General features: G+C 64.3%; 19 protein-coding genes and 1 pseudogene. 14 read left to right on the forward strand and 6 right to left on the reverse strand.

All coding sequences use genetic code 11. The features are described from left to right. Nucleotides 1-141: 141 nt before the first annotated feature. The 3 genes and pseudogenes from OE647_RS14155 to OE647_RS14165 form a co-directional block, all read left to right on the forward strand. Nucleotides 142-1,032 (forward strand): annotated as a pseudogene (locus OE647_RS14155) (AMP-binding protein); the annotation flags it as partial. A 223-nt stretch (nt 1,033-1,255) separates the two neighbouring features. Continuing rightward, on the forward strand, nt 1,256-2,398 hold the full coding sequence (locus OE647_RS14160; protein WP_263722405.1) for an ABC transporter substrate-binding protein: 1,143 nt from the start codon (nt 1,256-1,258) through the stop codon (nt 2,396-2,398). A gap of 260 nt (nt 2,399-2,658) precedes the next feature. Continuing rightward, on the forward strand, nt 2,659-3,873 hold the full coding sequence (locus OE647_RS14165; protein ID WP_263722406.1) for a M24 family metallopeptidase: 1,215 nt from the start codon (nt 2,659-2,661) through the stop codon (nt 3,871-3,873). A 143-nt stretch (nt 3,874-4,016) separates the two neighbouring features. Here OE647_RS14165 and OE647_RS14170 read toward each other — a convergent pair whose 3' ends face one another. Beyond that, a complete protein-coding gene (locus tag OE647_RS14170; protein ID WP_263722407.1) occupies nt 4,017-4,793 on the reverse strand; it encodes a creatininase in 777 nt (258 codons plus the stop codon). 95 nt (nt 4,794-4,888) lie between these two features. Between OE647_RS14170 and OE647_RS14175 the strand changes: the two genes are divergently transcribed. From OE647_RS14175 to OE647_RS14200, 6 genes are all read left to right on the forward strand, one after another. Next, entirely contained in the window at nt 4,889-5,782 is an 894-nt protein-coding gene (locus OE647_RS14175; protein WP_263722408.1) for a LysR substrate-binding domain-containing protein, read from the forward strand. Between the two features lie 222 nt (nt 5,783-6,004). Next, nucleotides 6,005-7,129: a polyamine ABC transporter substrate-binding protein gene (locus tag OE647_RS14180; protein ID WP_263722409.1), complete on the forward strand. Its 1,125-nt coding sequence runs from the start codon at nt 6,005-6,007 to the stop codon at nt 7,127-7,129. A 66-nt stretch (nt 7,130-7,195) separates the two neighbouring features. Continuing rightward, the gene (locus tag OE647_RS14185; RefSeq protein ID WP_263722410.1) at nt 7,196-8,041 is read left to right on the forward strand and encodes an ABC transporter permease; all 846 of its coding nucleotides are present in this window, start codon (nt 7,196-7,198) and stop codon (nt 8,039-8,041) included. Then, the gene (locus OE647_RS14190) at nt 8,038-8,871 is read left to right on the forward strand and encodes an ABC transporter permease (RefSeq protein ID WP_263722411.1); all 834 of its coding nucleotides are present in this window, start codon (nt 8,038-8,040) and stop codon (nt 8,869-8,871) included. Before OE647_RS14185 ends, OE647_RS14190 begins: the two co-directional genes overlap by 4 nt. A gap of 9 nt (nt 8,872-8,880) precedes the next feature. Next, entirely contained in the window at nt 8,881-9,981 is a 1,101-nt protein-coding gene (locus OE647_RS14195; RefSeq protein ID WP_263722412.1) for an ABC transporter ATP-binding protein, read from the forward strand. Nucleotides 9,982-10,000: 19 nt separating this feature from the next. Continuing rightward, nucleotides 10,001-10,255 carry a hypothetical protein gene (locus OE647_RS14200; protein ID WP_263722413.1) on the forward strand — a complete coding sequence of 85 codons (255 nt, stop codon included), beginning with the start codon at nt 10,001-10,003 and terminating at the stop codon, nt 10,253-10,255. On the opposite strand, the gene OE647_RS14205 is transcribed toward OE647_RS14200, so the two are convergent. Both OE647_RS14205 and OE647_RS14210 read right to left on the reverse strand, forming a co-directional pair. After that, nucleotides 10,252-11,121: a class I SAM-dependent methyltransferase gene (locus OE647_RS14205; protein WP_263722414.1), complete on the reverse strand. Its 870-nt coding sequence runs from the start codon at nt 11,119-11,121 to the stop codon at nt 10,252-10,254. The genes OE647_RS14200 and OE647_RS14205 overlap by 4 nt on opposite strands. Before the next feature lie 90 nt (nt 11,122-11,211). Then, the gene (locus tag OE647_RS14210) at nt 11,212-11,559 is read right to left on the reverse strand and encodes a hypothetical protein (protein WP_263722415.1); all 348 of its coding nucleotides are present in this window, start codon (nt 11,557-11,559) and stop codon (nt 11,212-11,214) included. Between the two features lie 109 nt (nt 11,560-11,668). Here OE647_RS14210 and OE647_RS14215 point away from each other — a divergent pair, with 109 nt between their 5' ends. After that, nucleotides 11,669-13,372 carry a winged helix-turn-helix domain-containing protein gene (locus tag OE647_RS14215; RefSeq protein ID WP_263722416.1) on the forward strand — a complete coding sequence of 568 codons (1,704 nt, stop codon included), beginning with the start codon at nt 11,669-11,671 and terminating at the stop codon, nt 13,370-13,372. 251 nt (nt 13,373-13,623) lie between these two features. Here the strand turns inward: OE647_RS14215 and OE647_RS14220 are convergent, their stop codons facing one another. Together OE647_RS14220 and OE647_RS14225 are read right to left on the reverse strand one after the other, a co-directional pair. Then, on the reverse strand, nt 13,624-14,298 hold the full coding sequence (locus OE647_RS14220; RefSeq protein ID WP_263722417.1) for a hypothetical protein: 675 nt from the start codon (nt 14,296-14,298) through the stop codon (nt 13,624-13,626). Next, nucleotides 14,282-14,620 carry a hypothetical protein gene (locus OE647_RS14225; RefSeq protein WP_263722418.1) on the reverse strand — a complete coding sequence of 113 codons (339 nt, stop codon included), beginning with the start codon at nt 14,618-14,620 and terminating at the stop codon, nt 14,282-14,284. The genes OE647_RS14220 and OE647_RS14225 overlap by 17 nt, the downstream gene beginning before the upstream one ends. Before the next feature lie 331 nt (nt 14,621-14,951). Between OE647_RS14225 and OE647_RS14230 the strand changes: the two genes are divergently transcribed. After that, nucleotides 14,952-15,647, forward strand: a complete 696-nt coding sequence (locus OE647_RS14230; RefSeq protein ID WP_263722419.1) for a glutathione S-transferase family protein — start codon at nt 14,952-14,954, stop codon at nt 15,645-15,647. Here the strand turns inward: OE647_RS14230 and OE647_RS14235 are convergent. Next, nucleotides 15,644-16,168, reverse strand: a complete 525-nt coding sequence (locus tag OE647_RS14235) for a GFA family protein (protein ID WP_263722420.1) — start codon at nt 16,166-16,168, stop codon at nt 15,644-15,646. The genes OE647_RS14230 and OE647_RS14235 overlap by 4 nt on opposite strands. 348 nt (nt 16,169-16,516) lie before the next feature. Here OE647_RS14235 and OE647_RS20205 point away from each other — a divergent pair, with 348 nt between their 5' ends. From OE647_RS20205 to nosZ, 3 genes are read left to right on the forward strand one after another with little or no spacing between them, the layout of a single operon-like run. Then, on the forward strand, nt 16,517-17,014 hold the full coding sequence (locus OE647_RS20205; protein WP_412174958.1) for a DUF2946 family protein: 498 nt from the start codon (nt 16,517-16,519) through the stop codon (nt 17,012-17,014). Beyond that, entirely contained in the window at nt 17,011-19,194 is a 2,184-nt protein-coding gene (locus tag OE647_RS14240) for a NosR/NirI family protein (RefSeq protein ID WP_263722421.1), read from the forward strand. The genes OE647_RS20205 and OE647_RS14240 overlap by 4 nt, the downstream gene beginning before the upstream one ends. Nucleotides 19,195-19,205: 11 nt before the next feature. After that, entirely contained in the window at nt 19,206-21,125 is a 1,920-nt protein-coding gene (gene nosZ, locus OE647_RS14245) for a TAT-dependent nitrous-oxide reductase (RefSeq protein WP_263722422.1), read from the forward strand. Nucleotides 21,126-21,127 lie beyond the last annotated feature (2 nt).

The raw sequence follows: 21,127 nt of genomic DNA on the forward strand, positions 1-21,127 counted from the left end.
ATTAAGTTGTGATCGGCGCGCATTACCCGGCGATGGCGCTGGTACCGGTGCTGGTGCGGGTCGAGGATCGCGTCACGGTCGTGATCTTGGCAGCGGCGGTCATTCCGCGGGACTGAGGCGCAGCGCACGAGGGGAGCCGCAGTGCCGGGACCAAGGGGACATGTGGACAGCTTCACGCGGGACAATCTGCCGCCGGCGGACCAATGACCTGAGATCCGGCTGGACCCGTTCTACTATCCCGAGTGGCTGAACGCGGGCGTGGAACTCTGCGACCGGATGGTCGAGCGGGGATTTGCCGGCCACACGGCGCTGATCGGCAATGGGCGCATCCGGACCTAAAAGGAACTGGCGGATTGGTCGAATCGGATCGCTCATGTTTTGATTGAGGATTATGGCGTAAAGCATAAGAACTGCATTCTTATTCGATATGCGAATAGCCCTGCGCTGGTCGCGTGCTGGCTGGCTGCGACCAAGGTGAGCGCGGTTGTCGTGAACACGATGCCTATGCGGGGGGCGGGAGAACTGGCCAAGATCGTGGACAAGGTTGAAATCGGCCTGGCGCTGTGCGACACCTGCCTGATGGAGGAGATGGTGGCCTGCGCGAAGGGCTCGCGCCACCTGCGCAAGGTGATCGGTGTCGACGGGACGGCCAATCGCGGCGTGGAGCTTGACTGCGTGGCGCTAAACAAGCCGCTGCGGTTCGAGGCCGCGCGGACGGGCCGGGACGACGTGGCGTTTCTGGGGGTCACCCGCGGCACGGCGGGCTCGCCCAAGGCCACGATGCATTTCCACCGCGACCTTCCAATCATCGCGGACGGCTACGCGCGCGAGGTGCCGGGCGGCACGCCGGACGATGGCTTCGTCGAATCGCCGCGCCTGGCCTTCACGTTCGGGCTTGGCGGGTTCGCGGTCTTTCCGTTGCGTTTTGGCGCCGCGGACGCGCTTCTGGAACAGGCAACGCCCGCCAATCTGCTCTCGATCATCGAGGCGCATGTGGTCCTGGCCGAGGGGGGGCGCCCGACGATGCGACGAACCTCCGGCTGCGGGATCATGTGAAACGGACCATCGCGCCTTAGAAGTATCCGCCCAGGATCGTCTTTACCCGCGCAATGCCGAAGGCGCAGGCGGGCAAGATCCAGCGCTTCCGCTTGCGCGATCCGGGCGGGTGAGGGGCGTGAGGCGGTGAAATTCTGGGTTGCAAGCAGATGCAAACCCTTCAAGGTGAGCGCGAACAAACCACGGGGAGACAATCTAGATGAGGTCCAGGACCATCCTTCTCGGTGCGCTCGCGGCGCTTGCACTGGGCGCGGGCTCGGCTGGGGCCGAGGGCATCAAGGTTGGCATGATCACCACGCTGTCGGGCGGCGGTGCGGGGATGGGCATCGACGTGCGCGACGGGTTCAACCTTGCGCTCAAGATGGCGGGTGCGACCGATGTCGAGGTCATCGTCGAAGACGATCAGCAAAAGCCGGAGATCGCGGTGCAGATCGCCAAAAAGATGATCCAGTCCGCTCAGGTCGATGTGCTGACCGGCATCCTCTGGTCCAACCTTGCGATGGCGGTGGTGCCTGCGGCGGTCGCACAGGGGACATTCTACCTGTCGCCGAACGCAGGCCCCTCGGCGCTGGCGGGTGCGGGTTGCGACAAGAACTATTTCAGCGTCGCCTGGCAGGACGACAACCTGCATGAGGCCGCCGGGGCCTATGCGAATTCCGCCGGCTACCGCAAGACCTTCATGCTGGCGCCCAACTATCCCGACGGCACGGACGCCATCGCCGCCTACAAGCGCTTCTACAAGGGTGAAAAGGCGGGCGAGGTCTATACCCAGCTTGGCCAAACCGACTACGCGGCCGAGATCGGGCAGATCCACGCCTCGCATGCGGACAGCGTGTTCTTCTTCCTTCCCGGCGGCATGGACATCGCTTTCATGAAGCAATACGCGGATTCGGGCATGACGACCCCTCTGGTCAGTGCTGCCTTCTCCTTCGATCAGAACCTCTTGCAGGCGGTGGGTGACGCGGCCTTGGGCGTGCACCACACCTCTCAGTGGAGCAAGGACCTGGATAACCCGGCCAACGCGGCCTTCGTCGAGGCGTTTCAGGCCGAATACGGCCGTTTGCCCTCGCTTTACGCAAGCCAGGGCTACGACACGGCCAACCTGCTCCTGTCAGCCAAGGCCAAGGCGGACGTGGCGGATCAGGACGCCTTCCGCGCGGCGCTTGAGTCGGCGGATTTCGCCTCCACCCGCGGGGACTTCGCGTTCGGCCCAAACCATCACCCGATCCAGGATATCTATGTCCGCGAGGTGGTGAAGGAGGGCGATGTCTACACCAACAAGGTCGTGGGTGTGGCGCTTGAGGATCGCGGCGACGCCTACGCGGAAGCGTGCAATATGTGATCGGGCCGGGCGCGATCCGGCCCTGGCTCGGGGAGACGATCCGGTAGGGCTTCTGGCCGCACGGCCCGCCGCCAGCGATCTGGCGCGATCGCGGACCGATACCCGGGGGTTTGACGTGTGCCGCGCGCGTCTTGCGTGCGACCGCGTCCAGGGGAGCCCCAAGAAGCACAAATTGGACGATTTCCATTACAAATTTCTGTGCTTCTCAGGTCACGGATAGGCTCCTGCTCAGCAATTTTGAGCAAAGGAAGGCCCATCAGATGACAGAAGACATGCTCCACGTGATGGAATGGCACAACGGCGAGAAGGACTATTCGCCGTTCTCGGACGCGGAAATGAAACGCCGTCAGGATGATGTCCGCAAGTGGATGGCCGCCAACGATGTCGATGCGGCGCTGTTCACCTCCTACCACTGCATCAACTACTATTCCGGCTGGCTCTACTGCTACTTCGGCCGCAAGTACGGCATGGTGATCACGCAAGATGCGGCCACGACGATTTCGGCGGGGATCGATGGCGGCCAGCCCTGGCGGCGCAGCTTCGGCAGCAACATCACCTATACCGACTGGCGCCGCGACAACTTCTATCGCGCGGTTCGGCAGTTGACGCCGGGCGTCAAGCGGCTGGGGATCGAGTTCGATCACGTCAACCTCGATTACCGTAAGCAGCTTGAGGCGGCTCTGCCGGGTGTGGAATTCGTCGATATCGCGCAGCCCTCGATGTGGATGCGCTCGATCAAATCTGCGGAGGAACACAAGCTGATCCGCGAAGGCGCGCGCATCTGCGACGTGGGCGGCGCGGCCTGCGCGGCGGCGGTGGGCGCGGGCGTGCCCGAACACGAGGTCGCCATCGCGTCCACCAACGCGATGATCCGAGAGATCGCCCGGTCCTTTCCCTTCGTGGAACTGATGGACACCTGGACCTGGTTCCAATCGGGCATCAACACCGACGGCGCCCATAACCCCGTCACCAACAAGAAGATCCAGTCGGGCGACATCCTGTCCTTGAACACCTTCCCGATGATCTTCGGCTACTACACTGCGCTGGAACGCACGCTGTTTTGCGACAGCGTCGATGATGCGAGCCTCGACATCTGGGAAAAGAATGTGGCCGTCCATCGCCGCGGGCTCGAACTCATCCGGCCCGGCGCGAAGTGCAACGAGATCGCGCTGGAACTGAACGACATGTACCGTGAATGGGACCTGCTCAAGTACCGGTCCTTCGGCTACGGCCACTCCTTCGGGGTGCTGAGCCATTACTACGGACGCGAGGCCGGCGTCGAGCTTCGCGAGGATATCGAGACGGAGCTGAAGCCCGGTATGGTCGTCTCGATGGAGCCGATGGTCATGCTGCCCGAAGGGACGCCCGGCGCGGGCGGCTATCGAGAGCACGACATCCTGATCGTGACCGAGGACGGAGCGGAAAACATCACCGGCTTCCCCTTCGGCCCCGAACACAACGTGATCCGGAACTGAAGCCCGGCGATCAGGGATCGGAAAGGCCCGGCTTCGGCCGGGTTTTTCTGTTCCGGAATGCGGCCCAGCCGCCGTGGGGGGGCGGGGACGGCAAAAGGAAACGGGGCCGCGCGCGGCCCCGTCCGTCCCGGTCAGAACCGGTTTCAGATGAACTCGGCCCTAAGCGCCTCGACGATGCCCTGGGTACAGACCTCCAGCAGGATGTGGCCCTTCTCGACCGAGGCCTCCTTGGGCGACGACAGGGTGCCACATGCCGGGGTCCAGGCCGCCTTGACCGGATAGACATCATAGGGCGGGAAGCTGGCCGGTGCATGGTCCACGGCGCGATCGAGCTGCACCAGCTGCGGGTGCAGCGCCAGCATCAGCGAGGTTTCCAGAACCCCGCCGTGTTCGACATCCCAACCCGGGAAGCCGCCGGGGTAGAGTTGTTCGATGGCGTCCTTATGGACGAAGTCCCAGTAGGATAGCACGACCACCTTCAGATCGGTGATCCCATCCCAGCGCAATTCCCGCAGCGCGAGGTCGATGCCCTCGACGATGAACCAGGAGTTTTCGAAATGGCCGTTCACCAGGCAGATCTTGCGGACCCCGTGCCGCGCGAACTCCTTCACCACGTCCTTCAACGCCGCGACCAGGGTCGCCCCGTCAAGGCTTGTCGTGCCCGGAAGGTGATTGCCGCCGCCGGACTTCTGGTGCGACTTGTAGCCATAGGTAAAGGCCGGCGCGACCAGCCCGCCGATTTCGGAGGCGACCCGCCGGGCGAACTCGGTGGGCAACAGGACATCGACATGAAGCGGCATGTGGTGGCCGTGCTGCTCCATCGATCCGATGGGGATCAGGATCGGCGTTTGCCCGTGTCCGACCGCCGCGGCATAGTCGGGCCAGGTCAGTTCAGAGGCGAAGGCGCTGCTGAGGGACATGATTACTCCTGCATAAGGCTTGCCGCAAAATTACGTTGCCGGAGGTCGATAAGAAAAATAGATTGTCCCAATTCTTCCATTTCGGGCGCAAATGCATGGCCGTTCTGACGAACCTGCCGACCGATCTGCTCAGGACCTTCATCGCGGTGGTCGAGCTTGGCGGTCATTCCAAGGCGGGCGCCCATCTCGGCCGTAGCCAGCCGGCAATTTCGCTTCAGATCCGCAGGCTTGAGGAGCTTGTCCGCGCGCCGCTCCTGTCCCAGGAAGGGCGCAGCATTCAGCCGACCTCGGCCGGTGAGGCGCTGCTGAGCTATGCGCGCGAAATGATCCGCATCAACGATGAGGCGGTCAGCTATTTTCACCGCTCCGACAAGACGGGCGTGCTCAGGATCGGGCTGCCGACGGACTACGCGGTCGCTTTCCTGCAGCGCTCGATCACGCGGTTCAGCCTCGACAATCCGGATGTGGAGCTTGAGGTTCACTGCGACCTCAGCCGGGAACTGCACCAGCATCTCAGGGCGGATGACCTTGATATCATCATCGCCGTGATGCCCACCGCGCAGATGCCCTATCTCTCGCGCACCTGGATCGAGCAGCCGATCTGGGCCGCTGCCGAGGGTTACCGGGACCTCGCCCATCGCCCCGTTCCGCTGGGCGCGCATCCCGAGGGCTGCGATTATCGTGCCCGCATGATCCAGGCGCTTGACGCGACCGAGCGCCGTTGGCGCGTCGTCTACACCGGACCGGGCATATCCGGGCTTCAGAACGCGGTGCTGAACGGGCTGTGTGTCACGGCCCTGACCCGCGCGACGATGCTGCCAGGGATGCGTGTCCTGGATGAAGCCGAAGGCTTTCCGGCGCTTGAGCCGCTCAGGGTCGGGCTTTTCTACAAGCATCCCCGGCTCTCGCCCGCCGGGCTGCAACTTGTCAGCGACCTCGTCGCTGGACTAGACAGCGTGGGATCGAACGCGCAGCTGCTGGACGTCTAGGCGCGTTTGCGTCAGTTCCCTTTGGTCCTGCGTCTGGGTAGACCATAATCTTTTCAGTGCGTTGTCTTGCGACTCTCACCCGATTTCTAGCGGGACGCGCAAGCACACAATGGCATAAGGGCGGCAAATCGAGCGATTTCAATAACGGATTTTGTTTCTCGGGCTCCTTGGCCTAGCGTCCCTTCAACGACGCAAGTCGGCAGATCTCACAGGGAGACACAGATGCAACAGAATGCCGGACTGACCATTGGATTGACGCGCAGATCGCTTCTCGCCACGGGGGCCGCGGCCCTTGCCACGCCGATGCTTTCGCGGCGCGCCTTCGCGGAGCCGACCGAGCTGACCATGCTTGCCTGGTACGGCCACGCAGAGCCCGACGTGGTCGCCGAATTCGAGGCGGAGAACAACGTCAAGTTCATCCCGAAGTACTATACCGGCGGCGACAACATGCTTGGCCTGATCTCGCAGTCGCCGGCGGGCACCTATGACGTGATCCTATCGGACGCCGAATATGTGCAGCAGCTCAACGCCGCGGGATATATCGAACAGCTCGACCCCGCCGACTATGCGTTCGACGAGTTCTTCCCGGAGTTCCAGCAGTTTCCCGGCCACTGGGCCGACGGCGCCCTATATTCCGTGATCACGCGCTTCGGCTTCCTTGGTGTCGCCTATAACACCGACGCCCTGACGGAGGCCGAGGCATCGTCCTACAACGTGTTCTGGAACGAAGCCTTGACCGGCAAGGTCGGCCACTTCGACTGGCACCTGCCGAACCTCGGCCAGATGAGCCTCCTGAATGGCAACGCAAGCCCCTATGACATCGACGAGGCCGCCTGGGCGGGCGTCCAGGACAAGACCATGTCCCTGCGCCCGCAGGTCGGCGGGTTCTTCGATTACGGCGGCACGTTCTCCTCGCTCAACGACGGGCAGATGCTGGCCTTCTGCGGTATCGGCGACTGGATCACCGGCGTGCTGGAGAAGAATGGCGCCAAGGTGCGCTCGGCCATTCCCGAGGAGGGCGGTCTGCAATGGACCGAGTCCTTCTCGATCGGCAAGGGTTCGCAGAAGCAGGACCTTGCGAAGAAGTGGATCCAGTACATCACCTCGGCCAAAGGGCAGGCGAAATCGGCCAACATGGCGGCCTATCCGGCGATCGTTCCCAACCAGAAAGGCTGGGACGTCCTGAACGCGGAGAACCCGGACGAAGCCAAACGCCAGGGCATGGTGCCGGGCCAGTCGAACGCGATGGATCTGATCCGGTCGGGGCGCATCAAGTATCGCCAGTTGCCGCTGCAACAGGACCTCGAGGCCTGGAACGACTTCTGGTCCGAGTACAAGGGCGCGTGAATGCGCATCGGGCCGGCGGCTGCTCCCCCGCCGGCCCCCTGATCTCTTGATGTGAGACCGCAACCGATGCGCAAGACGCTCTCTCTCTACGGGTTGACCTTTTCACTGCCGCTTCTGATCTGGCAGCTTCTGTTCTTCGTCTTCCCGCTGGTTTTCCTGGTCGCGCTGAGCTTCTGGACGGTGAAGAACTTCCGGATGCAGGTCGATTTCGACAGCGTGAACTGGGTCACGATGTATGGCCGTTCGGTCTTCTGGAAGGCCTACGGAACGACCTTCGCGCTGGCCGCCGCCGCCTCGGTCCTGGTAAGCGCGCTGGCCTTCCCCTGTTCCTACGCGATCTCCTTCAAACTGTCCGAGACGGCGCGCCGTTGGGCGGTGTTCCTGATGGTGATCCCCTTCTTCACCAGCTACCTCGTGCGGGTCTATTCCTGGCAGATCTTCCTGTCGGACGCGGGCATCATCAACGTGATGCTGGGCTGGATCGGGCTGGGGCCCTACGCGCTGCTCAACACGGTCGGCGCGACGATGATCGGCTATCTGACGTTGACCTTTCCGCTGGTCGTCCTGCTCCAGCTTTTCAGCCTTGTGTTCATCGACCGGACCTTGATCGAGGCGGCCCACAACCTGCGCTGCGGGCGGTTGCGGACGGTCTTCGCGGTCATCATCCCCTCGGCACGGGTTGGCCTCGTGATCGCGGCGCTTTTCGCCTTCATCCTCAGCTTCGGTGATTTCGTCAGCCCCATCTACCTGGGCGGCGGCGATCCGACGACGCTGTCGATCCTGATCACCGACACCACGAAATCCGGCCAGCAATGGCCCCGCGCGGCCGTGATCGCGCTGACCATGATCGGCACACTACTGGTCGTGGCCTTCGCCGCCGTCCGCTTTGCCTACAAGGGGCGCACCAAATGAGTGACAAGGATACCGCGAGCATCAACCGCAACAGGGCCGTCGATGGCGCGCTGAAGCTCTACATCGTCCTCGGCTATGCCTTTGTCTTTGCGCCCATCGCGGCAAGCTTCGTCTTCTCGTTCAACTCCGACCGTTTCCCCTCGATCCCGCTCGGGCAGTTTTCGCTTGAATGGTATCAGGCGGTGGCGTCCGACCCGCTGGTCTGGCAGGGCCTGCGCAACACGCTTTTCGTCGGGGTGACGGTGGGCGTCTTGGCCACGGCGCTGGGCTTTGGCGCGGCCTATACCGATTACCGCTACCGCTTCTTCGGCAAGCAGGTCTACCTGGCGCTGGCGCTCTTGCCGCCGACGATCCCGGTCATCATCCTCGGGCTTGCGATGCTGGCCTACCTGTCGCGGATCAACCTGTCGGGCAACGCGCTTTCCGTGATCATTACGCATGTGGTGATCTGCGCGCCCTTCGCCATGGCGATCATCCGGCTCAGGCTGTCGCAGATGGACCCGGATCTGGAGGCCGCTGCCTGGAACCTCGGGGCCTCGGAATGGGCGGCGATGCGGCATGTCATCGTGCCTTTCGCCATGCCCGCGATCCTTGGCGCGCTCTTCATCACCATGGCGGTGTCCTTCGACGAATTCGCCATCGCCTGGTTCGTCTCGGGCCTGAACGAGACCCTGCCCGTCAAGGTGCTGGGCTTCCTGCAAGGTCAGGTCAGCCCGCGGATCAACGCGATCGGCACCTTCGTATTTGTCACATCCATGACGCTCGTGATCCTGGCGCAGCTTCTGCTGACCGGTCGGGGCGAAAAGAACCGTCCGGCGGCGGACGAATAGGAGCGGAACATGACGAACGACGCACTGGTTACCTTCGAGGGCGTGGTCAAGCGCTTCGGCAGCTTCGTCGCGGTGCAGCGGATGGACTTCGAGATCGCCAAGGGGGAGTTCCTTGCGATCATGGGCTCCAGCGGCTGCGGTAAGACGACGACGCTGAGGATGCTCGCCGGTCTTGAGGCGCCTAGCGAAGGCGTGATCCGCCTTGCTGGCAAGCCGATCAACGACCTTCCGACCTGGAGCCGCGATACGCCCATGGTCTGGCAGAGCCTGGCGCTTTTTCCCTTCCTCAACGTGATCGAGAATGTCGAGTTCGCGCTCAAGATGCGCGGCGTCGGCAAGGCCGAGCGCCGCCGCCGCGCCGAACAGTGGCTGGAGCGGATGCAGATCACCGAATTCGCCGGTCGCAACATATCCCAGCTCTCCGGCGGTCAGCGTCAGCGCGTGGCGCTGGCCCGCTCGCTGGTGGTGGAGCCCGAGATCCTGCTGCTGGACGAACCGCTCTCGGCGCTCGACGCGGCGCTGAAGGTGCGGATGCAATCGGTGTTGAAGAACCTTCAGCGCGAAACCGGCATCACCTTCGTCTATGTGACCCATAGCCAGTCCGAGGCCTTCTCCATGGCCGACCGGGTGGTGATCATGAGCCGCGGCAAGATCGAGCAGATCGGCACACCGCAGGAAATCTACCGCACACCGCGCACCCGCTTCGTCGCGGATTTCCTTGGCTCGTCAAATATCTTCACGGGCAAGGTCGCCGCCGCCGAGGGTGGCATCGTCACACTCAATACGCCCGCGGGCGCGCTCAGCCTCGCTTCGCCGGACCCGTCGGCGCACGCGGTGGTGGGGCAAACCGCGAGCCTGACGGTCCTGGACACCAAGACGAACCTCGCGCTCCGGTCGCCGTCTGGCCGCGACCTCAACGCAATTCCGGTCCGAATGATCGGGGAGGAGTTCATCGGCGCGACCGCGACGGTCTATCTCGAAACACGGGACGGGCAGGAGATCCGCATCCAGAAGAGCCACGAGGAACTGGCGAACCTGCCACTGCAGATCGGACAGGAATTCGAGGCCTACTGGTCCTACGACGACGGCCATCTGGTGATGGAGCACTAGGGCGCGCATGGACAAGCGCATGCTCCGGGAAAGCCACGTGCGGGTCAGCAGGCCTTCCTGCGGGGTGGTCGTGCCCATCTGCGGGCGGCTGATGCCGCTTGCGGTCGATGAGGCCGGGGGAGGGTTGGAGGCCACCCTGCTTTCGGTGGCCACAGGCGGGCTCAGCCAGAGACAGATCGATGCGGCACCGCTGACCCCGGAGCGGGGGAGGGGACGGATCGCGGTGGTGCGGGCGTGCATCCTTGCCCTGTTGCGCCGGACGGCGCGGGCCTAGCCCGGATTGCGCGCCGTGATGACCCAGGACGAGGTGCCCAGCCAGATCCCCTTTTCATCCCGCTCCTGGGCTTCGAAAAAGGCCCGCATATCCGCCTCGATCTCGGGGCGCCGCGCCTCTGCGAGGGCGCCTGCCTCGCGGAACACCTCTCCGGCAGGCCCCAGCGCCAGCGCGTATGCAATGCATTCTTCGGGCGTCGTGCCGACCATGATCTTCGCATCGACACGGGCGAAGCTCACGTCCTCGTATCCCGCGCTCTTCATCATCAGGCCGACCGTGGTCTGATTGCTCATGGAGAATGGCCCCGGACCGCAGGTGTCCGCGTTCGCTCCCGGTGGCGGGAGGTGGCGCAACGTGATCTCTTCGGGGCCGTGCCAGGCCGGATTGTCCGCCTTGGTGCGCCAGACGATGTGGGTCATCGTTCCGCCCGGCTTCAGGGCAAGGCGCATGTGACGCAACCCCGCGACGGGGTTCGCGAAGAACATGGTTCCGAAGCGGGCGACCACGTAGTCGAACGCACGCTCCGGCAAGGCGATCTCCGCGTCCCCCCTTTTGAACTCGACGTTGGAATATCCCTGCGCCGCCGCGTCCGCCCGGGCGGGGTCCAGAAACGCCTCGACGCAGTCGATCCCGAGGACCCGCCCCTCGGGCCCGACGATCTCGGCCACCTGCAAGGACAGATCGCCCCAGCCGCAGCCGACATCGAGGACCGACATTCCCCGTTTGATCCCAAGCTTCGGAAGCACTGCCGCGGAATGCCGCGACAGGCCCCCCTGGAGGATATGCCGATACTTCGTGAATTTGGGCTCCAGAACCGTGTTCCAGAAGTGCACGAACTCCGTGTCGTCCTGCGTGCCGATGGCCATTTGGAGCCCCCAATCCGCGTCAGGATACCATCGATCCGCCAACGCGCAAAATGCGAAAGCCGGATGCCACGCAGAGGCCCAAGGCCCGCGTCACGACGATGTCCGCTCGCGCCAGTTCAGGATCGGCACGAACAGGAACTTGACCTCACGCTTGCCGCTTTGCAGATAGGCGTCATTCGCGCTCATGTTCGGGGTCGCGACGGGGCGGGTGCAAAGGTGGAAGTCCTGGTCGTTCGTCAGGATGATCCGCGGGTCGCCCTCATCGACCTGTTCGCGGAGCGGTACGACATAGTACCCGGCGGGATTGGGCTTCACGGCCTCCTGCGTGGCGACCTCGTTTTGATGCCCGGCGCCGCAGAACCGCTCGATCCGGCTGTCCGCGTGGGCAACGCCGGGAAGCATCAGGGCGAGGAGTGCGGTGGTCATGATCGGTTTCATGGGTCTCTCCTTTTCTGGACCGACCCGCCGCCGCACTGGCGCCCCGAGGTTGGAAAACTTGCCAAGTCGGCGGCGGGTTCGTTACCTTGATGCTGGAGCGGAGGCTGAAATGTCTCGAACGGAACCCGAAATCGACCCGAAAGAGTCTGAAATCTTCCGCTTGGGTGATTTCGTTTTTTACAAGAATATCAATCAGCTGAGGGGGGCGGACGGCGCGCGGGTGCCGTTGCGCAGCCAAAGCACGCAGGTGCTCGCCCTGCTCTTGCAGCACCGCGGCGAGGTGGTCTCAAAAGACGCGCTTGCCGAGGCCGTGTGGCAGGACACCTTCGTCACGGATGACAGCCTTGTTCAGTGTATCGCCGATATCCGCCGGGCGCTTGGCGATGCCGGGCACGAAATCGTCCAGACCGTGCCCAAGCAGGGCTATCTCGTCGTCACGACGATCGCGGGCGATGCCGCCCGAAACGGGGGCGCGGCGCGGCGCGGCGGCCCCATTCGGCTGGTCGCGCTGGCGCTGCTTCTGGCCCTCATCGCCCTCGGCATAGGTTATCTGACCATCGGGCCGACCGGCGCCCCGATGGTGGCGGGTCCTGCGGTGCCGCTGCCGGACGGGCCGCGGATCGTGCTCATCCCGTTCCGGAACCTGGGTGAAGATCCCGACGACGCCTTCTTCACCGAGGGTTTGACACGCGACATAAATGCGCAACTGGCGCGCTTTTCGAACCTGTTCGTCATCGCCCCCGAGGCGGGCGCGGCCTTTCGCGACGATCCCGATTGCGGCGCGATCCGGCAGCAGTTGAAGGCCGATTACATCCTGACCGGAACGGCCCAACGCTACAACGAGCGCATTCGCATCACGACGGCGTTCCTGGACGCCAAGACCTGCCGGCAACTGACGCCGCCGGGACCCTTCGACCGTGACCTGAGTGTCGGTGACGTCCTGGACATCCAGCTTGAGATCGCCAGCAAGGTCGCGTCCGAGGTCGGCTCAAGCGATGCGCCGCTTTTCAACGTGGCGGTACAGCGCGACATTCGCGACAAGGCGCCCGAAACGCTGAGCGCCTATGAATGCGTGCTGCTGGGCTACTGGTTCTATCAGACCTTCGCCCCGGCCGAACATCGCCGGGCGCGCGCCTGTCTGGAACGCGCGGTGATCGTCGAGCCGGGCTATTCGCTGGCCTGGTCGCGGCTGGCCTTTATCTACATGGAGGCGAAGAAATTCGTCATCGACCCGCCCCCCGACTGGGCCGAGCGCGCGGGCGAGGCGGCAAAGAATGCGCTCGCGCAGGATCGCGACAACCCGGACGGCTACTACGCCCAGGCCGCGCTCAGCCGGATGAAGGGGGAGGACATCGCGGTGTTCCTCGATTTCGCCAACCGGGCGATCGCGATCAACCCCAACGATTCCTGGATTCTCGCCGATCTGGGGACCTGGCTGGCCTATTCCGGCCGATTGGAGGAGGGCGAGGTCTGGATCACGCGCGCCCGCGCGCTGAACCCCAATCTCCATTCCGGATTCAACAATGTCTGGCATCTTCATGCCTTCATGCGCGGCGATTACCCGGCGGCGATCAACACGATGCTGACGATGGGCACGCTGGTGCACATGAACATGGCCAGCCTCGCCGCGAGCTACGCCCTGAACGGCGAGCAGGCGAAGGCCGAGGAGTGGGTGGGCCGTCTGCGTGCGAAGTACCCGGATTTCGTGAAGGACCCGCGCGCGCCCTTCCGGGCCCGCGGGATGCCGGATGAGTTGATCGAGAAGCTCATGGAGGGTCTGGCGCTGGCGGGCTACGACGTTCCCGCGGAATAGCGATCCGTTGCGCCCGCCGCCTCGGGAACCGGCTGGGGTTCCGGTCCGCAAGGGACTGGACGGGATCCTGCACGGGGAGGGGGCAATGATACCCCCACTCTATCCGGGGCGGTGCCGGCGGCTCAGGCTGCCGCGCCATCCGTCATGCGCTTGGGAACTCTGATCGGGGACCACACCTGATGCCGAGGCGCGGCGATCCTGTCCTGGCTTCAACATGGCGGCCAATCGCCCCCGAGGTCGACCGCTTGAGCCTAGAGGAATTCGCGCAGGTCCACTCCGAAGGCCCAGAAGACGATCGGGACGGGGGCGACGGCGAGCATGATCGTCCCGATCATGGGCAGGGTGTGGAATAGCCGGCTGAACCCGGCCAGGAACATCAACCCGCCCCCGCCGCCGATCAGCGTGCTGCCGGGAAGGTTGATCAGCACGGCCATCAGCACATAGCGATAGCGCGAGACCAGCGGCCTGGCCCAGGTCGGCGCCCGGGCTTCCAGAAGCGCGAGCCGCGCGGCGGTGCCAAGGGGCTGGATCTTCTCGATCTGCCGGCAGATGCGATCCATGCGCAGGTCGGTCAGGAACCGGTGCAGCCGGGCATAGGACAATCCCTCGCCGAAAGCGAAGGCGGCGCTCAGCCCGCCGACCGTCGCGAGATAGATCCAGGGCGCGATCCAGGGGCCCTCCATCGCCATCAGCGTCAGGCCCACCTCGACGCCGGGGACGAAGGGGACGGCGATCAGCAGCGCATAGACGACCAGGAACAGGACCAGCATCCACGGGCGAAGCTGGCCCAGGCCCGCCTCCGCCTCGGCGCTTTCCCATAGCAGGAGCTGGCGCAGCGCCAGCGCCAGAACCAGGACCGCGCAGAGCCGCAGGAGGGTGCGGCGCAGGGCCCCCGGCGGTCTGTCCGGGTCAGGGGTCTTGGCCAAGCGCATCCTCGCTTTCGATCTGTTGAGAGGCCCAGGTGTAGCGGTCGAACCGGGCGAAGGCCCGCAGCCGGTCCACGCCGGCCGCAAGGCGCGAACTGCCCTCGATCTCGGCGGCGGACACGAAGGCCGCCACGGTCCCGATCCGGCTGCCCTTCGGGCAAAGCCGCTCGCCCGGCGTCCGCAGGGCGGCGATCCGGTCGCCGGTCCCTGCCGCCTCGACCGTGAGGTAGAGCGTCTCGCGCCTCTCGTTGGCGACACAGAGTGCGGCCGCCGGAAGCGGGCACAGGGGGGCCGCCGAAAGAATGACAGGGCAAACTGGCATGGTTCTGGTTCCGCCTCCAACACAGGATTCGACGGACCGGGCGGCAAGGGAAGAGAATTCTTCGCGATCGCAAGGATGGATCGGGATCGCTTCCGGTTTCACGGCCCTCTAGCCCTTTGGCCCGTTGACCATTGGGATGCACCCGGGAGGCGTTGCCCGCCACCGGGGTGGGGGCGGCGTCCGACCGGGCGCGTGCCAGGGAACGTTGCAATGTGGCGGCGCAAGCCGTCAGCCCGCGGCGATAGCAGGGGCCGGTCCGCTTGAGGCCAAGAAAGCAGACAGGCCGGGTCCGACCTTCTATGCTCGCTCCGAACCTTCAGCGGAGTTCGACATGCGCGCATTGCTCTTCACCACCGGGTCACCCTTCGCGCGGGCTGTCCGCATCCTGCTGGATGAGCTTGAACTCGACTACGAACGGCGGGAGGAAATCACGACGCCGAGCGTCGAAGACCGGGTTCGGGCGACGCCGACATTGCAGGTGCCCACCTTCTGGGACGGCGTGCAAACGCTTTGGGAAAGCGGCACGATCGCCGACTATCTGCTTGCGACCTATGCGCATCGGCCACCGGCCGAGCCGCCCTTGGCCAGAGATCTGTTCCGTCCGGAGGCCGAGTGGCAGGACAAGCTGACCTTCGCAACGATCCAGACCTTCGGAAACGCGGCGACCACAATTTCGCAGATGAAATGGGGTGGCATCGGGCTTGCCGACAGCGCGCACCTGCAGCGGTCGGCCGAAAAACTGACCACCATCCTGCGATGGCTCGACAATCGGCTCGGCGGCGTTGGCGATGGTTTCCAAGCTGGCTGCGCGTCGGTTCAGGACATCTTCCTGGCCGCGCATGTACGCTTCGTGCAGGCAAGACCCCTGGGCATCGACCTGGACCTGCGCCAGTTTCCCAAGGTCAGCGCGCTGCTGGACCGGCTGGACGAACGCGACAGTTTCAAGGCCAATCCCATCTGGTGGTGGGAGCCCGGTATCACCGGCTATCAGCCGGACGGCACGCCGATTTACGGCAAGGCGCGCTAGGACTTGGAAGTGCCCAAGCGCCGACGGCTTTCTGCCTTCAACTCTAGTGTCATCAATTCGTGGGTCTCGAAGACCTGCGGGACGGCGGGGATGCCTTCGGACTGCCAGTAGTGCGCGTCATAGACCTCATGGCCTGCGGGCAAGACCGTGCCCAGGGGCGCCGTACTCAGGAAAAAGTGAAGCGCGCGGCCCGGCGCGTGTTCGAACCAGTCGGCATCGTCATACGTGCCGGAAAAGACACCGACAGATGACGGAAACCGCTCAAAGAGCATATGGGTCTTGGTCCCGCACCGGTCGCAGAAGTGGATCTGAATGCGCTTCGCGCTGCCCTCACTTCGATGTTCGTAGACCTTGGGCGACCCCTTCAGAAGATGGAACTTCGCCTTGCCGAAAAGCGTCTCCACGAGATAGGCGCTGCCGGCCGCGCGCTGGCAGAAGTTGCAATGGCAGTTGATGACGTCGTTTGGCGGGCCTTCAACCGCGAACTCGATTTCGCCACACAGGCAACGCCCCTTTTGCATCTGCCCTCGCCGAATGCCGTGACCCCATGCCTAGCACGAACGGGCAGACTTGTCGCGTATCCCCGATGGATGCGGCGGTCTCGGTCGCCGCGCCCTCGTCGATGATCTTGGTCTGCCGTTGCGGGTGGAAAACTGGACGAGCTTGCGAGCGATGTGCAGAACCCCCCGCTGCCAGGGCTTCAGGGCGGGGCCGTATCTACCCCGGTTCGTGGACCAATTCAGTGGAGGCATTCCATCGGGGCCAAGGGCGCGGCGGTTTGGCAGGCTTAGGGCTGCGCTGGAACACATATGAATTTTCGAATTGATTATTATCAAGGATATCCCGCGCCAGCCATGCGACCGAGGCGCATGTTCCGAGTCACCCGCCTTTTCCTCGTGCTGATCTTCTCGCTGGCCACCGTGCTGGCGGGCGGGCCGCGCGTGCACGCCATGAGCGCGGCGGCGGGTCTGACGGCGATCGTGATTTGCGCTGAAAACGGAGCCAAGACGATCTATCTGAACGCCGAGGGAGCGCCCGCACAGCCTACGTCGGACTGTGCGGACTGCCCGATCTGCATCGCGCTCTCCGCTCCTGCGCTGCTTGCGCCTGAACATTCCGCGCCCGTTCGCGCCGCGCGCCGGTCGGGGGGATGCCGATTCTCGGCAACGGTCGCGCGGACGCGGCCAAACCTGCGCCCGCAATCGAGGGGGCCTCCGCCCAGGGCCCTTTCCAATGCCTGCCCGGCGCGCGCAAACCCGGCTCCGATGCGGATCCGGACCGCTGTGCGCGCTTCGACAAAAGCGGATCTTGTCGCTTCCGGGATGTGCCACCGCTCTGGGCGTTACTTCAAGGACGCTCGCGGATGACATTCCTTCGGCTTTTCGTTTCCCTGATTTCCCTTGCGCTGATGGCGCTTTCCGCCTCGGCGGAGGCGGTGCTGCCCAGGTTCCTGACGGAGGTTTCCGCTGGCGACCTCGTGGCCGGGGCCGACGCCTTCGGCCCGATCCGTGACGATATCGCTGCGGCGCCGGTCCTGAAGGGCGGCGAAACGCTCGGTTGGGCCTTCATCACCAGCGATTTCGTCGGCACGACCGGATATTCCGGCAAACCCATCCACACGATGGTCGCCGTCGACAAGGACGCGAAGATCATCGGCGTCGCACTGGTGAAGCACTCCGAACCCATCGTCCTGATCGGCATTCCCGACGCGAAGATGAAGGCCATGGCCGCGGGCTATGTCGGGCTTGATCTGGTGCATGAGGCGGAAACGGGCGGCACCTCGCACGAGGTCGACATCATCTCTGGCGCGACCGTGACGGTGATGGTCATCGACGATTCCATCGTGCGTTCCGGCCTCAAGGTCGCGCGTGCGCTGGGGCTGGGCGGGCTTGCGCCCGAAGCGAAGGCAACCGGCCCTGTGTTCGAGGTCGACCCGGACGCCTCGGCCCCCGGGGACTGGATGGCGATGGAGGGCGACGGCACGCTGCGCCGCCTCGCGCTTGACGTGGGGCAGGTCAACGGCGCCTTCGCGGCGCTGGAGGACAAGCGGGCCGCCGAACGCCCGCTGACCGAAGCGCCCGAGACCACCTTCATCGAGATGCAGACCGCCCTTGTGTCGGTCCCCGCGATCGGCCGCTCGATCCTGGGCGAGGCGGAATACGCCAATCTCGAGGGCTGGCTGCAACCCGGCGAACACGCCATCGTCGTCGTCGGGCGCGGCCTCTACAGCTTCAAGGGGTCGGGCTATGTCCGGGGCGGCATCTTCGACCGGATCGTGCTGATCCAGGGCGATGTGTCGGTCCGGTTCCGGGACCGGATGCACAAGCGCCTGGTCTCCGTTGCCGCAGAAGGTGCCCCGCAGTTCCTGGAGTCCGACCTCTTCAAGATCCCGGCCGATGTGGGCTTCGACCCCTCGCAGCCCTTCCGTATCCAGCTTCTGGTCCAGCGTGAGGTGGGGGCGATTGAAAAGCTCTTCACCACCTTCGAGCTGGGCTATCAGCTACCGCAAACCTACCTGCGTCCGGTCGCCGCGGCCCCCGCGCCCGAGCCGACGGCCGCGGAGGCCGCCGCCGCCCAAGACGAAGACGCCGCGCAGGCGCAGCTCTGGAAGAAGATCTGGCTTGGCTCAAAGACCGAGATCGCGGTGCTGGGCGGGATGCTCTTCGTGCTGACGGCCGCCTTCTTCTTCCAGACCTGGGTCACGCGGAATGAGAGGGCGTTCTTCTGGTTCCGGATCGGCTACCTGACCGTTACGCTGGTCTTCCTCGGCTGGTACGCCAATGCGCAGCTGTCCGTGGTGAACCTGATGGCGCTTTTCGGCGCCCTCGTCACCGGGTTCAGCTGGCAGGCGTTCCTGCTCGATCCGCTGACCTTCATCCTATGGTTCGCGGTCGCGGCATCGCTGATCTTCTGGGGCCGTGGGGCCTATTGCGGGTGGCTTTGCCCCTTCGGCGCGCTGCAAGAGCTTCTGAACCGCGTAGCAAAGGCCCTGCACATTCCGCAGTGGACGCTGCCCTGGGGCCTGCATGAACGCCTCTGGCCGCTGAAATACATGATCTTCCTCGGCCTCTTCGGCGTGTCGCTGATGAGCATCGAGCAAGCCGAGCATCTGGCCGAGGTCGAACCCTTCAAGACCGCGATCATCCTGAAGTTCGTCCGCGCCTGGCCCTTCGTCGCCTATGTCGCGGCGCTGTTGATGGCCGGGCTCTTCGTGGAGCGCTTCTACTGCCGCTATCTCTGCCCGCTGGGCGCAGCACTCGCCATTCCTGCCCGGCTTCGCATGTTCGACTGGCTCAAGCGGTACCACGAATGTGGCCATCCCTGTCAGACCTGCGCCAACCAATGCCCCGTTCAGGCGATCCACCCGACCGGAGAGATCAACCCGAACGAATGCGTGAACTGCCTGCACTGCCAGGTTCTCTATCAATCCAAGACGACCTGCCCGGTCGTCATCAAGAAGATGAAGCGCCGCGACGCCGTGGGCACGGCGGCACCGCGCGACCTGACCGGGCATCCGAATTCACCCAAATCCCAACCTGCCGAATGAAAGGAAAGACCATGTCACTGGGAAATAGGACCGGGATATCGAGACGGGGGCTTCTGGGCGCGACGGCCGGGGGTGCTCTGACCGGGGCCATCGGGGGGCGCGTCGCGCTGACCGGGGGCGTCCTTGGTGCGGCCACCCTGGCCGGCGCCAGCGCCGTGAGCGCCTCCGAGGCCGCCAATGTCGCGCCGGGCCAGCTGGACGAGTACTACGGCTTCTGGTCCTCGGGTCAGACGGGCGAGATGCGCATCCTCGGCATCCCATCGATGCGCGAACTGATGCGCGTGCCGGTGTTCAACATCTGTTCCGCGACCGGCTGGGGCATCACCAACGAGTCGCGGAAGATCCTGACCGAGGGTCTGACCGAGAAGACGAAGAAATACCTTGCCGCGAACGGTCTCGAATTCCCGCGGAACGGCGACCTGCACCACGTTCACATGTCCTTCACCGAGGGCAAGTACGACGGCCGCTTCCTGTTCATGAACGACAAGGCCAATACCCGCGTGGCCCGCGTGCGCGGCGACGTGATGAAATGCGACAAGATCATCGAGATCCCGAACGCCAAGGGCATCCACGGTCTGCGTCCGCAGAAATGGCCGCGCACCAACTATGTCTTCGCCAACGGCGAGGATGAGGTGCCGATGGTCAACGACGGCCAGATCCTCGACGATCCGTCGCAGTATGTGAACTTCTACACCGCGATCAACGCCGACGACATGACCATCGCCTGGCAGGTCATGGTAAGCGGAAACCTCGACAACACCGACGCAGACTATGAGGGCAAATACGCCTTCTCCACCTCCTACAACTCCGAGATGGGGATGAACCTGGCCGACATGACCTCTGCCGAGATGGACCACGTCGTGGTCTACAACATCGCGGAGATCGAGAAGGGCATCGAGGCCGGGGACTACCAGGAACTGAACGGCGTCAAGGTGATCGACGGCCGCAAGGGCAGCGATAAGAACTACACCCGCTACGTGCCGGTTCCCAACAACCCGCACGGCTGCAACATGGCGCCCGACAAGGTGCACCTGTGCATCGGCGGCAAGCTGTCGCCGACCGTGTCGATCATCGACGTGCGCAAGCTCGACGACGTGTTCTACAACGGCGCCGATCCGCGTTCCGCGGTCGTGGCCGAACCGGAACTGGGCCTCGGGCCCCTACACACCTGCTTCGACGGCCAGGGCAACGCCTACACCACGCTCTTCCTCGACAGCCAGGTCGTGAAGTGGAACATCGACAAGGCCATCGCGGGCGAGGACCCCATCCTGTCCAAGACCGACGTGCACTACCAGCCGGGCCACAACTCGACCGCCGAGGGCGAGACGCTGGACGCGGCGGCGAAGTACTACATCTCGATGAACAAGTTCTCGAAGGACCGCTTCCTCAACGTCGGCCCCCTGAAGCCCGAGAACGAACAGCTGTTCGTGATCGAGGGCGACAAGCTGACGCTGGTGCATGACGGCCCGACCTTCGCCGAGCCGCACGACTCGATCCTGGTGCATGCCTCCAAGGTCAACCCGGTGAGCGTGTGGAACCGCCAGGACCCGATGTGGGCCGATGCGCGCAAGCAGGCCGAGGCGGATGGTGTCGATCTGGACGATTGGCAGGACACGGTGATCCGCGACGGCGACAAGGTCCGGGTCTATATCTCCAGCCAGGCGCCTGAGTTCGCGCTGCAGAGCTTCACGGTGAAAGAAGGGGACGAGGTGACGGTCTATGTCACCAACCTCGATGACATCGATGACCTGACCCACGGATTCACCATGGGCAACCATGGCGTGGCGATGGAGGTCGGGCCTCAGGCGACAAGTTCGGTCACCTTCATCGCCGGTCAGCCGGGTGTATACTGGTACTATTGCCAGTGGTTCTGCCACGCGCTGCACATGGAGATGCGCGGCCGGATGTTCGTGGAGCCGAAAGCGAGCTGATC

The sequence above is a fragment of the Albidovulum sediminicola genome (assembly GCF_025751575.1).
GTDB classification, from domain to species: Bacteria; Pseudomonadota; Alphaproteobacteria; order Rhodobacterales; family Rhodobacteraceae; genus Albidovulum; species Albidovulum sediminicola.